The organism is Paenibacillus sp. ov031, from assembly GCF_900143165.1.
GTDB lineage: Bacteria > Bacillota > Bacilli > Paenibacillales > Paenibacillaceae > Paenibacillus > Paenibacillus marchantiae.
In genome coordinates, this window is record NZ_FRDO01000007.1 from 186,741 (window position 1) to 199,169 (window position 12,429).

At 46.5% G+C, this 12,429-nt stretch carries 13 protein-coding genes; 6 read left to right on the forward strand and 7 right to left on the reverse strand.

All coding sequences use genetic code 11. From position 1 onward, the window contains the following. Positions 1–27: 27 nt before the first annotated feature. Genes BUA17_RS24615 through BUA17_RS24625 form a run of 3 tightly spaced genes read right to left on the reverse strand, consistent with a single transcriptional unit; the run spans position 28 to position 3,007 of the window. Complete coding sequence (locus BUA17_RS24615; RefSeq protein ID WP_072735319.1) at positions 28–1,110, reverse strand: Gfo/Idh/MocA family protein; 1,083 nt, start codon at positions 1,108–1,110, stop codon at positions 28–30. After that, on the reverse strand, positions 1,103–1,867 hold the full coding sequence (locus BUA17_RS24620) for a sugar phosphate isomerase/epimerase family protein (protein WP_063565661.1): 765 nt from the start codon (positions 1,865–1,867) through the stop codon (positions 1,103–1,105). Before BUA17_RS24620 ends, BUA17_RS24615 begins: the two co-directional genes overlap by 8 nt. 27 nt (positions 1,868–1,894) lie before the next feature. Next, complete coding sequence (locus tag BUA17_RS24625) at positions 1,895–3,007, reverse strand: Gfo/Idh/MocA family protein (protein ID WP_063565660.1); 1,113 nt, start codon at positions 3,005–3,007, stop codon at positions 1,895–1,897. Between the two features lie 189 nt (positions 3,008–3,196). On the opposite strand from BUA17_RS24625, the gene BUA17_RS24630 reads away from it, so the two are divergent. Further along, entirely contained in the window at positions 3,197–4,015 is an 819-nt protein-coding gene (locus BUA17_RS24630) for an AraC family transcriptional regulator (protein ID WP_063565659.1), read from the forward strand. Positions 4,016–4,056: 41 nt separating this feature from the next. Here the strand turns inward: BUA17_RS24630 and BUA17_RS24635 are convergent, their stop codons facing one another. After that, positions 4,057–4,371 (reverse strand): hypothetical protein, encoded by a 315-nt coding sequence (locus BUA17_RS24635; RefSeq protein WP_072735320.1) that lies wholly within the window; start codon positions 4,369–4,371, stop codon positions 4,057–4,059. 83 nt (positions 4,372–4,454) lie between these two features. Continuing rightward, a complete protein-coding gene (locus tag BUA17_RS24640) occupies positions 4,455–5,393 on the reverse strand; it encodes a Gfo/Idh/MocA family protein (RefSeq protein ID WP_063565658.1) in 939 nt (312 codons plus the stop codon). Positions 5,394–5,593: 200 nt separating this feature from the next. Between BUA17_RS24640 and BUA17_RS24645 the strand changes: the two genes are divergently transcribed. Further along, positions 5,594–6,205, forward strand: a complete 612-nt coding sequence (locus tag BUA17_RS24645; protein WP_063565657.1) for a TVP38/TMEM64 family protein — start codon at positions 5,594–5,596, stop codon at positions 6,203–6,205. Between the two features lie 128 nt (positions 6,206–6,333). Next, the gene (gene msrA / locus BUA17_RS24650) at positions 6,334–7,296 is read left to right on the forward strand and encodes a peptide-methionine (S)-S-oxide reductase MsrA (protein ID WP_063565656.1); all 963 of its coding nucleotides are present in this window, start codon (positions 6,334–6,336) and stop codon (positions 7,294–7,296) included. A 327-nt stretch (positions 7,297–7,623) separates the two neighbouring features. Here the strand turns inward: msrA and BUA17_RS24655 are convergent, their stop codons facing one another. Continuing rightward, entirely contained in the window at positions 7,624–8,424 is an 801-nt protein-coding gene (locus BUA17_RS24655) for a lipid II flippase Amj family protein (protein WP_063565655.1), read from the reverse strand. A gap of 223 nt (positions 8,425–8,647) precedes the next feature. Between BUA17_RS24655 and BUA17_RS24660 the strand changes: the two genes are divergently transcribed. Then, complete coding sequence (locus BUA17_RS24660; RefSeq protein ID WP_063565654.1) at positions 8,648–9,121, forward strand: DUF2188 domain-containing protein; 474 nt, start codon at positions 8,648–8,650, stop codon at positions 9,119–9,121. A 190-nt stretch (positions 9,122–9,311) separates the two neighbouring features. On the opposite strand, the gene BUA17_RS24665 is transcribed toward BUA17_RS24660, so the two are convergent. Next, a complete protein-coding gene (locus BUA17_RS24665) occupies positions 9,312–10,034 on the reverse strand; it encodes a YitT family protein (protein WP_063565653.1) in 723 nt (240 codons plus the stop codon). A gap of 915 nt (positions 10,035–10,949) precedes the next feature. On the opposite strand from BUA17_RS24665, the gene BUA17_RS24675 reads away from it, so the two are divergent. After that, the gene (locus BUA17_RS24675; protein WP_083584853.1) at positions 10,950–11,987 is read left to right on the forward strand and encodes a nucleotide-binding protein; all 1,038 of its coding nucleotides are present in this window, start codon (positions 10,950–10,952) and stop codon (positions 11,985–11,987) included. After that, positions 11,984–12,217, forward strand: coding sequence for a hypothetical protein (locus BUA17_RS24680; protein WP_063565650.1), 234 nt, complete (start codon positions 11,984–11,986; stop codon positions 12,215–12,217). Before BUA17_RS24675 ends, BUA17_RS24680 begins: the two co-directional genes overlap by 4 nt. Positions 12,218–12,429 lie beyond the last annotated feature (212 nt).

Here is a 12,429-nt window from a genome sequence, read left to right on the forward strand (position 1 = left end):
TTTCATTGGAAATGACATCCGGTCGGTTTAGTCGAAATAAACCGCTCTGCCTGTCTGAGCAGACTCGTAGATCGCTTCAAGAATCTGAGTAACCACGATGGCTTGTTCAGGTTTTACAACTGGATCTTTGTCTTCTATGATCGCTTCAAGCCACATTCTAGCTTCACGATCCGCTTCATTTTCTGCACTACCGGAATAAAAAGCAACCCCGCCTGCATCCAGATCTACCTTAGTTTCAAACAGACGGCTGCGTTTCTCGCCATTGATACGCAGACCATCTTTCATATCCGCGCCACCTTCTGTTCCGCAAAGCAGTGATTTCGCTTCGCCGAACTCAGCTACGTTCAGCGCCCAGCTGGACTCGACGATAATTGTAGCCCCATTCTCCATCGTCACAAAGCCGAATGCAGAATCCTCTACCTTAAATTGTTCCGGGTCCCACGGACCAAAAGCATTGGCCGCATTCTCACGTTGACTCAGCTTGTGGAAAGTTGAGCCCATAACACTCTTCGGCTTGTAATTATCCATCAGCCAAAGAGTCAGGTCCAATGCATGCGTACCGATATCAATTAGCGGTCCTCCACCCTGCTTTTCCTCATCAAGGAACACACCCCAGGTAGGTACAGCACGGCGGCGAAGTGCAATCGCCTTACCGAAATAAATATCGCCCAGCTCGCCTTCTTCACACATTTGTTTCAGATATTGGCTGTCATTGCGGAATCGGTTCTGATACGCAATGGACAACTTTTTGCCTGTACGTTGTGCGGCTTCCAGCATAGCCTGCGCTTGTGCAGACGTTTTCGCCATTGGCTTTTCACACATTACATGTTTGCCCGCCTCAAGGGAAGCGACCGTGATAACGGAGTGGGAGTCGTTTGGTGTACACACATGTACCACATCAATACTCTCATCCTTCAGCATCTCGTGATAATCCGTATATACTTTAGCTCCCTCAGCACCGAATTCGGCTGCTGCCTCCTCCGCACGTTCTTTCACAATGTCACAGAAAGCGACCATACGGCCCTGAGATTGTTTGGACAGGCTGGGCATATGTTTACCTTTGGCGATTCCGCCACAACCTACGATGGCGATATTAAGTACTTTAGACATGAACAAGTCCTCCATTAGCGGCATATTTTCTAATCCAGTTCATACTGCTCTCGATGCTTTGCAGTGGAGGATTCTGACATACATCCTGTTCCACAACAAGCCACTCGGCTCCCGCCTGATCTGACGCTGTAGCTACAGCTCCCAGATCTACCTCACCTTGGCCGAATTCCACTGTCAGGACTTGGCCTTCTGAACGGCGCATGTCTTTCCAGTGGACAAGTGGCAGACGTCCCGCATACTTCGCGATGACTTCCGTTGGAGGGTATCCTGCGGCGTGAGCCCAACACGAATCCAGCTCCACTTGCAGGTGGGAAGCGGTTACGGTATCATACATCGCGTATAACGCCGGCTGACCCTCAACCTGCTCTGTAAATTCAAAATCATGATTGTGATACATTAACACCATGTCCTGCGCTGCACATTTCTCACCAATCTCATTCAGGGAAGCAAATACGTTATCCCATTGCCGTTGTTCTTCCGACAGATAAGGGACAATCAGGTTTTTGTTTCCGATGGCTTTGTGATAAGCGATCACGCCATCAAGATCCTCAATCAGACTATTGTACTGAACATGGGTACCCACGATCTCCAGACCGAATTCATCCAAAATGGCCTTTACTTCTTCCGGGCTATGCCCGTAAAAGTTGTGAAACTCTACGCCTTGATATCCAAGCTCTGCAACCTTGGCGAGTGTACCTTTGAAATCTTGCTCCAGTTCATCCCGTACCGTATATAGCTGTAATCCAACCTTCAACATTTACCGGTTCACCTCATCCGAGATCAATTAGTGTGACTGTACAGCCTCTGACTGATTTTCATCTGTATTGTTTTCTGCTCCTGCTTGATAAGTGCTCTCCAGCTGGATGTGTTTGCCCTCAAACGAGGAGCGTTGGAACGCATGCATAGCTTCAAGAACATGATAGGCAAGCTTACCACTGGCCTTGTGTTCGCGTCCGGCTCGAATGGATTCAACCATTTCGGTAACGCCGATTCCACGCTCGTTCTGTCTGCTCTCAAAAGCAGGCGTCACAGTCTCCCATGTGTCCTGACCGAATCTGCGGAGCTTCACTTCCCCGTTAAAAAAGTTAGGATCCGGTATGCTCATCGTACCTTCGGTACCGTAGATTTCAATCCGTGGCAAATCCGAAGCACCCCGGATATCGAAGCTGGTGATCATTGTTGCAATGGCACCTTCCTCAAAATCAATCGTTCCTGCCAAGTGTGTTGGCGTCTGTACCTCAAGAGATGTACCTTCCTTCGGACCGGAACCAATAACGCGGTCCGTGATCTGTACACCTGCCGATGAACTGATTCTGCGAATCGGTCCAAGGAGAGTAATCAGAGCGGTCAAATAGTAAGGTCCCATATCGAACATCGGTCCGCCACCAGCGACATAAAAGAACTCCGGATTCGGATGCCAAGCCTCCGGCCCTCCACCCATGAAGAATGATGTTGCCGCAATCGGTTTACCGATCAGTCCTTCTTCAATAGCCTTGCGGGCAGTCTGAATACCTGAGCCAAGGAACGTATCCGGTGCTGAACCAACATACAATCCTTTTTCCTCAGCCAGTTCGATTACCTTGCGACCATCCTCAAGAGAGATTGCCAGTGGTTTCTCGGCATACACATGTTTGCCTGCTTCAAGCACAGCCAGATCAGTCATGGCATGACTGCCAGGAACCGTGAGGTTTAGTACAAGCTCAATTTCATTATCTTGCAGCAACTCATCTACATTGTAAACGTTTGCGATATTGAATTCATCAGCTCGTTCTTGTGCCCGTTCACGGATCAAATCCGCAACAGCCACCACTTCAATGAGAGGATTATCTTTAAAATTTTCAAGATAAATGGCGCTAATGTTACCGCAACCAATAATACCCGCTTTCATTTTCTCCACAGTGATGTTCATCTCCTTATGAATGGTGAGAACCTGTAAATTTGCATATTTGGAATTGAAGGTTTTACGCTTAAGTGTTGCACTTGAATTTAATACTATGGTATTCCGTTTCGGCTTCAATTAAAATGAATAATATGATCGAAACATGAACTATCTGGTCATAATTTTCAAATTGCAAGGAGTATGCCAATGCCGACTGATTATTCCTGCCAGGTTCTTACAGCAGGCTTCTCGTTTCATCGCAAACCTTATATAGGCTTGCATCCTGAGGGAGTAAAGAATTACTTGTTGAGACTCCAGACGGACGGACGTTGCCGAGCACGTGTAGACGGCACCATGTCGCTTGTTGATGCGGGTGATCTGCTTCTGTTTAGTCCAGATGAGCCGTATGAACTGAGAATAGACAAAGAACAAAATCCGATGGGTGAACGACTTGTGGAGAGTGGTGATTACCATATTTTCTTCAATGGGGACTGGGTGGATGAGTGGTGGAAACATCACAAGCGGCCGAACCGGATCAAGGTGCAGCTGACCGAAAGTCTGCTTACCCTGTTTCGACAGCTCGTATTGGAGCAGCGCCGTATTTCCAATCCGTACCCTGAAATCGCCAGTTATTATATGCGAATTCTTTGTCTTGAAGTGGATCGTATGCTCTCGGAGCATCCGACGATTACCAACACCAACTATGTGGCATATGAGATTAAAAGTTACATCGAGGAGAACGCTTCTTCTCTATTCAAGCTTGAAGATATAGCTACCCATATTGGAATCAGTGTTTCAAGGGGAGTTCATCTCTTCAAAGAAGCGTTTGGTAAAAGTATTATGCAATATACACTGGATGTACGACTGAACATGGCCAGGGAACGGATCATTTTTAGTCCAATGACACTCGAACATGTAGCCGAATCTTCCGGCTTTAACAATTATACGTATTTCCACCGGGTATTCCGCTCCCGGTTTGGCATGTCGCCCAAAGAATTCCGCGTCATTCACCGGGAACAGATGTAATCGCTTCATTAATACGTATACGTATTATCCGTAACCGAAACTTATTTGCGCGCGGCAATCGCCTCGGATACAACCATAGCCAGATCTTCATTGCCAAACATGGATAGCACGCTCAATACGGTGTCGTCCGGAATGTCACCGGCTTCCTCCTTGGATACAACTAGCTTCAGCACCTGCTGCAAACGCTCGTTGCTCAGTTGTTCTGGGTAGGCTTGCCGGTACATCTCTTCCGGATCCAGTCCCTGATTGACACACCACTGGGCAAATACAAGAATCATCATTTCCTCTTCCTGTTTATACGTCTCAATTACAGCTTCCTCAATCTGTTTGTTGCGTTCTTTTTCATATTCATCCATGGTGTTATTCTTCCTCCATTATCGTTTAATGAATCATTGGTGCGGAAGGCTTCATTTATACTCCCGCACGACCTTCTGCAAGATTAACCACGGATAAGCTGTTCAGCCAGGTCATGACTGTCCATAACGTGACTTGCACTGATGGCACAGTCATCCGGGGTTTCAAGATTTGCCAAAAATTGATCAATCGCTCCCGTAAATCCTCTTCGGGTCAAAATACTTTCCCAGCTGCCAAAGGTTTCCTTGCGTTCCTGTGCACCGCGTTCCTCATACTTCGCTATTTCCATGTTCAGCACTTCTACCGATCTTCCCCCGCCATACAGCTCAAGCTTCTCCAGATCCGCTCCTGCTTGGCGTATCATATCGAATCTGCCATATGCCGTTCTACCCAACTTGGCTGATCCTGCGGCGTGCAGCAGGCGGTCCAAGTCATTTTTACGTATCCACTGATGGAGCAGCTGCACATTGTGATCTGAATACCATAACATCAGGTCAAGAATATGAATCAGATCATCATAGATAGTTTCCGCAGCGGGACGATCCTGAATGCCTGTACGATGTTTAGTAACTGTCAGCGATTCAAAGCCTTGTCCAGCCTGCATCCATTCCTTCGCGTTTTGATACAAAGGTGCAAATCTCCGGTTAAAACCTACCGCCAAAAGAAGACCCTGTGCTTCCGCAAATGCGGTCATTTCTTCCGACTCCCGTAACGTATAGGACAGCGGTTTGTCCACGTATACTGCCAGCCCCCGCTCCAAACATTGCATGACAATGTCAAAATGAGTTTCTGTCGCTGTATGTACAAACACCGCATCCAGATCCCAGGACAACAATTCTTTCATATCCGTTGTTCCATTGTTCAATCTATAGGTATGCTGTATTTCCTTCACCGGCTCGGGAGAACGGTTCATAATCCCCGCAATTTCCACGTCCGAGTGGGCAGTCAACAGCGGCAAATATACTTTACGTGCAATGTCCCCGAGTCCGATGATCGCAGCACGGGTTCGCTTGGTTGTTTCCATTATGATCATTCCACCTTCAGATGAGTTCTATATTTCTACGTCCTATAGTGTAACCCTTCAGGCAGCAACATGCCAGTGATTGCAGCTAGAACCGCCATGAATTGTCCATCCTTTGGTTGAACGTGGTAAACTTTAGAGAGAAAGCAATACGGATTGGGATACAGTAAGACCTTCCTGGTCTGAAAGGAGCGTTTGGGATTTTGCGAAAATGGTTATGGCTCCTCTTATATGTTTTACTTGCCGGAGTCACGTTTATTTACAGATATGAACTGCTGGCCTGGACCGATCTGCATCAGTCCATTCCACTTTTACTAGCCATGGCGACATTGTTTGCTCTTGTACCCGTAATTCCGTACAAGATCGTCATTATTGCCTTTGGCTATAGTTACGGTACTGCAACAGCAGCCTGGATATGCTGGCTTGGGACCACATTTGCTGCACTGCTGGTATACACCGGAGCGAGGACGATATTCCGAAATCAGGCCAGATCCTATCTCGAACGCATTCGGGGTTTGAATCGATTTACAACATGGATGGAGGCTCATCCCTTCATGGGTATCGTGTCTATGCGACTGCTGCCCATCGTGCCCCAAATGGCGGTTAATATCTACGCGGGCATTACCTATACCCCATTCTGGGTCTTCATGGTTGCGACGGCAATTGGCAAACTGCCTGCGATTTTTGTTTTTGCCTATGCAGGTGCACAAGCAGAAACATCAATCTGGGTGAGCCTGCTAATCCTTGCCGGTTATCTGGTGTTCATGACGATAATATTGCTCTTGTTTCGCTTACGCTCTCGTAAAAAAGCCTAAGTGGGAACAGTCAGAAACATTTCAGACTCATCCTCTTTACGATCCTGCTTGGTTGGCTTGCCAATTCGGGATATAATAGAAGAGTAAGCCAAAATATCATTCTTCATCAGAAATGGAGTGACTATAGCATGGAACAACATACTAGTGAAAAAGCAACTTTTGCAGGCGGGTGCTTCTGGTGTATGGTATCCCCCTTCGAGGAACTACCCGGCATTCATAAGATTGTATCGGGTTATACAGGAGGACATACGGAGAACCCCACATATGAGGAGGTCTGCTCGGAAACGACTGGTCACGTAGAGGCCGTTCAAATTACATTCGACCCGGCCATCTTCCCATATGAGAAGCTCGTTGAATTGTTCTGGCAACAGATCGACCCAACGGATACGGGTGGACAATTCCATGACCGTGGATCATCTTATCAGACGGCCATCTTCTATCACAGTGAAGAACAACGCCAGATCGCAGAAGCTTCCAAAGCAGCTTTGGCACAAAGCGGACGTTTTGACAAACCAATTTTCACACCGATTTTGCCAGCGAAAACGTTCTATGAAGCAGAGGAGCATCACCAAGGGTACCATCACAAAAATCCTGCGCACTACAAACGGTACCGTAAAGGTTCTGGACGTGAAGACTTTATCGAAAGCAACTGGTCCGGCAAAGTGGATAAAGACGGCCTGAAAGAGCGTCTGACGCCGCTGCAGTTCGAAGTTACCCAGAACAACGCAACCGAACCAGCATTTCATAACGAGTTCTGGGACCACCATGGTGACGGAATTTACGTGGACATCGTATCCGGTGAGCCACTGTTCAGTTCCACCGACAAATACGATTCCGGCTGCGGCTGGCCAAGTTTCACCCGTCCACTGCGGGACTACAATGTGAAGGAAAAAACGGATCTCAGCCATTTCATGATTCGTACCGAAGTGAGAAGTCGTGAAGGGGATTCCCATTTGGGTCACCTGTTCAATGACGGCCCTGCCGAAGCTGGTGGAATGCGTTATTGCATCAATTCCGCAGCCCTTCGTTTTGTACCCAAAGAAGACCTAGAAAAAGAAGGATATGCCGAATACGCCGTACTGTTTAATTAAGTTATGATTCATTGAAGTACGGAAATAATGAAGCGCTAGCGAATCGAACGCACCTTAAGATGACAATTAACGTGCAATACTAATTTTAACGAGCTTCAGTCACGTTATTCGGTTGAAATCTACGAAAAAGCCTGAGGCAGCACATGTAAAGCGATCAAATAATGCCTCTACGATTCGTTAAACCACAGACTTGAGGGAATTGGAGTATTAACTTGTGCTCAGTTCGTTAGACATTAATTAAGACTAAAAGGGGCTTCCCGTCATCTTTATGACATATGGGAAGCCCCCTTTTTAGTTTGCTTTTTTTGTATATAGATTGAAATTGGCTTACATCATACTCACAATCCAGCCGATCCAGTAAGCAAATGGAATCAATAACAACTGCGCCAACAATGTACCAAATAAACGGGATACAAGCATACAGCCATAGATCTGATTCATTCGATCCAGCCGAATTTCACCACGCAGAGATTTGTCGCTGAGCAACGAAATACGAGGATCAATCAGGATGGTTAACAAAATGGTCGCTACTCCATTAATGAGTCCGGTGGATTGCGAAGCAGCTACAGCCTGACCCGGATAAAGATACGCAGCGTACAGACTGGACAGGACCCCAGTCGTATAGATTGCTGTCACCGCTATGTTCAACGTCATTAGACGTCTGGGCATTCCGTTTTGTACCAATAGTTTTGCCATTTTCCATGATGGCGGGGTAATATAATACATCGCGTTTTTGAGCTTGCTGCGTTTCATCAGTCCTCGAACCATGGAAGGAATCGATCCTGCCGCCTCAAAATGAACGACCATTCGGGAAGCGAGCTTGACCATCGTTGGAAAACTTAGAATAGCCAAGGCCGTTCCTATCGTAGCCGCACCCATCAGCCAGTGCAGTTGCGCTGCAAAGTGTGGGTTCCCTCCACTCGCCGCAGTATCCACCAGATTGCCTACCATCGGCCCTTGGGCCATATTGGAGGTACGCGACACCAGCAACAAAATTCCGGACAGGGACAAGGCCAGCGCTATTCGCCGAGTGCGTAATCCCCCAAGGCGCAGTGCATAGGACAGGCTGTCAGCCGCATGAATAAGCATGGTAAATAACATAGGAATGGCCAGGCTCAAACTAAACATATGTAAATCTCCTTATCTTTTTCCTAATGTGCTTCTATTGTAATTTCAAGTATGGAAGCATTATACTCCTCATCCACATAAAAGTATAGAAAAGCACTAAGAAGTTGAACAGTAGAATGCACAAAAATACAGCAAACGCTTCGAAGTTCTCCACAATAATCGTTTATTCATCCGGGTGCAGGGTAATATACAAATAACTTATATTGTACAGGAGGGAATCAATATGCCGTGGAACAAACAGGATTATCCCGTTTCCATGAAAAATCTGGAGCCTCGTGTCAGACATAAGGCCATTGAGATTGCCAATGCATTGCTGGATGACGGTTATGAGGAAGGACGCTCCATTGCAATCGCGACTGCCAAAGCGGAAGAATGGGATGAGAATCATCCCACATCGAAGCATTCGAAGCAGGCTACAAAACATACTTCATCAGACAGCAAATCGGAGCATGGAAAATCTTCATCTCCACGCCGTCATTCCGAACCTGTCTCTTCTTCCAAAAGCCATGATAATATTCATGTCGTTCCTACCGACTCTGGCTGGGCCATCAAGGAAGAAGGTCAATCCAAATCTCTGGCTACGTTCCGAACCAAAGCCGAAGCTGTGGATGCTGCCAAAGAAAAGAGTGAAAAACAAAACATTCGGGCTATTATCCATAATGAAGATGGGCAAATTGCCTCTTCCATCAAGCCTTGAGTGAATCTGTTCTAAAATAGAAATATCGTGAATGTATTACTTTTAATTTTTTTACTGAAGGCAAGCAAAAAAGCCCTTTCGCCGCTAATGGAATGATTCCCATCAAGCATGCAAAAGGGCTTTGTGTTTGGTATGAGGCAAGCCCACCTTACTTGAACAACATTCATTTCGAATAGGGTGGCCGTTACGTTTAATGCGAAACCCCTCTAGCCACAGGAGCTCGTTGTGAAGCACCGCTGACTACTTTGGCAGCAGTCGACACGGGCAGCTTCACAGCTGAGGTCGTAACCGTCCGGCGAGCCGGGAAACTGACCATATACGTAATCACTTTACTGGCAATCCATACGGCCAGAATGGTATATAAAGTTTCTTTTACCGGTAGAAAGAAAAGCGACAATCCGAGTACAAACGCATCGCTGACAAAGAAAACCGTTCCCAGCTTCCAGCCCTTCCAACGGCTAATGAGCACCGCCAGAATGTCGTCTCCACCTGTTGCTCCTCCGAATCGAAGCACCATACCAGCACCCACGCCGGTGATAACACCGGACAAGACTGCCGGAATCCACAAATTACCGTGAAACGGAATAACCAGGGTGGAGTACCGCTCAAACCCGTCATAGAACAATGAGAATGCGGCCACACCCAGCAGCGCCTGAATCATGAACTTCCAGCCCTTGAGGAACCAGGCCAGAATCATGACTGGAATATCCAGCAGCAGCATGCCAATAGCAGGTGATAAGCCTGTCGCGTACTTTCCAAGCAGGGCCAGACCGACAAATCCGCCCTCCGATAAATGATTCTGAAAATTAATGTGATAGTAGGCAAATGCCAAAATAAATGTTCCGAGCAGCATAATGGCGAACTTTACCGCCTCTGTCTTAACTTGTTGTAAGGTTAACGATGTTCTCTTCATTCAGGTTCCCTCGCAGTTTGTAAAGGTTGGTTTGCACCGACCGTACCCTGCAAAAGGCAAGCCTGGAAGAAATCATCGTATTTGTCCTTCGAATATTATTCATTCCAATCCCCTCTTTCGCAGAGTCAGCCGTTTTTTTCTTTACGGTGGTGTACTCTACAAGGGGCGCTAAGTATAAGAGAGATCGTAACGTTTCCAGATCGTCCTTGGGGAAATTATCCTTCGGGAACTCATGGTATCCTGATCCTTTCTATCTGTTGGTGGTTAGCTGTGCTAATTAAACTGATGAATATTACACCATGCATAAGACCATATAAACTTTACACTTAACCACTTCGATTGCAGTACCCTCTTTCGATCGCTGTTATCCCCGGATTTTTTGATTCCCTTTTCCTAAGGGAAAAATCCTGTGATAAAGGCGAACACTTCGTTTCTTCAGACGGGTTCTGCACTCTACGTTCTCGTGTAAAAATTTAGTTCGCCTTCTATAGACACATGTAACGTTCAATTCAGTTTAAAAATCTAAGCTAACTTGCTTGTTCTTCTATTATATAACACCGATGTGATTGGGTCGAAACAGCAGACCCTTCAAATATGAGCAAAAAGCACACTCTTGCCTGCTTGAGCCGCCAAACAGCCACACCAGGACAAGCTTCTCTACCTAATGGTGCTACCTGCTCCTTCATTCTATGACTGAAGCTTCCAAATATAACTGTCCAGTCACCCAACTGTGACAATTTGGGTCCATTTTTTATTTTTCCGCGGATTTTAAAGGAATCATTTCCCTCTTGCACATACACTATAGCAAATGTAATCGGCTTATCTTGGGTCCAGTTAAACGTTTCCAGACTTACTCTGCTGTTTATGGTATAATATAACAATTGAATCCCCACTACCGTTTAAGCGAGGCGGATTATGAAAACGTTAAAGCCAAGAGTCTTTATTGGCTGCTCGCTGGAAGCGAAGCCGATTGCAGCCGCAGTACACGAAAACTTGCGTTTCTCGGCCGAAGTTACCCCTTGGTACTCCGGAGTTTTTAATCCAAGCAGCTATACCATGGACGATTTGGAAGCAGAAGTGCGTACAACAGACTTTGCCATTTTTATTTTTCATCCGGATGATATATCGAAAATTCGTGGGAAGTACTATGCATCTGTCCGTGATAATACAATGCTGGAAATGGGTTTGTTTATGGGTCGTCTGGGGCGAAAGCGTATTTTTTTCATTCTTCCAGAGGATATTACTGACATCAAAGACGCCAGCAAGATCGAAGGTTTACGTATGCCCACAGATCTGCTGGGGTTAAATCCACTGGTTTATGAAATTCGTTCAGACGGGAAATGGGCGCCAGCCGTCTCGGTGGCCTGTTCCAAAATCGCCGACAGCATCGAAGAACAGGGGCGATGGAGTGATCCCGAAGTGGAAAAAATTATCGAGAAGCACAAAAGGTCTGAGGGTGAAGCCCGATTACAGTTGCTCAAGCTGCTGCGATTCTTCAGGGAGTTACTGCGTACCCGCAAAGCAGATTCGGTTATGTTGGAGCGAATGAGCGATGCACTTCGAAGTGCATTTGTATCCCTTCCTCCATTTGCCGTGCGTGGGACTGCCATATACCGTACAGATGACAGTGGTCATATTGAACAATTATGTGGTAACGTTGGGGAACCGGGGAGAAAATATAACTTGTCCGCCAACGACGACAAACAACCTGATGATCCGAAGCGAATTCTGGTTATTGATTCTTACCGGGAGAACAAGATCAAGATCAACCTCTATGACGATTATCTTGAGAAAGAGTATCTGCTATGCTATCCTGTAGCCAAGAGGTATGTAATCACAGTCCATATTATTGGACATATTGAAGCGGATGAGGCGATATTTCAGCAGATGGATTTGGAGAACCGTCATCTGTTCAACGCCATCAACGATTTGTTAGGAGGCGAACCGGAATGAAACCGGAAACGAAAAAAATAAGCAAGCGCTGGGGCAGCGACAAAAAGGTACGCCTCAGTTCTGCGCCCGAATCATCACGACCGGTTCCGGAACCCAAGGAAGAAGATCGTTTCCACAAACCGGCCGTACCGCTGACTACCATTGGCCCTTCGCTGAAGGGTAAAGAAAGACCTTACAAAGTGATTCTGGAAAAAGAGGCTCTTTATGAGAAGCCTCAGTATCTGGCTTAACCGCTTTATGCTCATATACAACTCTGCCGTCTGGTTCGGCAGATCATCTCTGGCCCCGCCGCCCAAGGCAGGGGCTTTTTTGTTGCAACACTTTGGCAATTCTTCATAACCTTCCCCAATCAACGAACCAAAAGCTCTTCATCTCTTCCTCTGATGCATTAAGTCGTTTTCTTATGCCCTTAGGTTTCCTGCAAAACCCAAATATTATACCT

Bases quoted from the DNA above. Each gene is read 5' to 3' on its own strand.
- BUA17_RS24615 (WP_072735319.1), bottom strand. From the start codon at position 1,110: ATGTCTAAAGTACTTAATATCGCCATCGTAGGTTGTGGCGGAATCGCC.
- BUA17_RS24620 (WP_063565661.1), bottom strand. From the start codon at position 1,867: ATGTTGAAGGTTGGATTACAGCTATATACGGTACGGGATGAACTGGAG.
- BUA17_RS24630 (WP_063565659.1), top strand. From the start codon at position 3,197: ATGCCGACTGATTATTCCTGCCAGGTTCTTACAGCAGGCTTCTCGTTT.
- BUA17_RS24635 (WP_072735320.1), bottom strand. From the start codon at position 4,371: ATGGATGAATATGAAAAAGAACGCAACAAACAGATTGAGGAAGCTGTA.
- BUA17_RS24640 (WP_063565658.1), bottom strand. From the start codon at position 5,393: ATGGAAACAACCAAGCGAACCCGTGCTGCGATCATCGGACTCGGGGAC.
- msrA (WP_063565656.1), top strand. From the start codon at position 6,334: ATGGAACAACATACTAGTGAAAAAGCAACTTTTGCAGGCGGGTGCTTC.
- BUA17_RS24655 (WP_063565655.1), bottom strand. From the start codon at position 8,424: ATGTTTAGTTTGAGCCTGGCCATTCCTATGTTATTTACCATGCTTATT.
- BUA17_RS24660 (WP_063565654.1), top strand. From the start codon at position 8,648: ATGCCGTGGAACAAACAGGATTATCCCGTTTCCATGAAAAATCTGGAG.
- BUA17_RS24665 (WP_063565653.1), bottom strand. From the start codon at position 10,034: ATGAAGAGAACATCGTTAACCTTACAACAAGTTAAGACAGAGGCGGTA.
- BUA17_RS24675 (WP_083584853.1), top strand. From the start codon at position 10,950: ATGAAAACGTTAAAGCCAAGAGTCTTTATTGGCTGCTCGCTGGAAGCG.
- BUA17_RS24680 (WP_063565650.1), top strand. From the start codon at position 11,984: ATGAAACCGGAAACGAAAAAAATAAGCAAGCGCTGGGGCAGCGACAAA.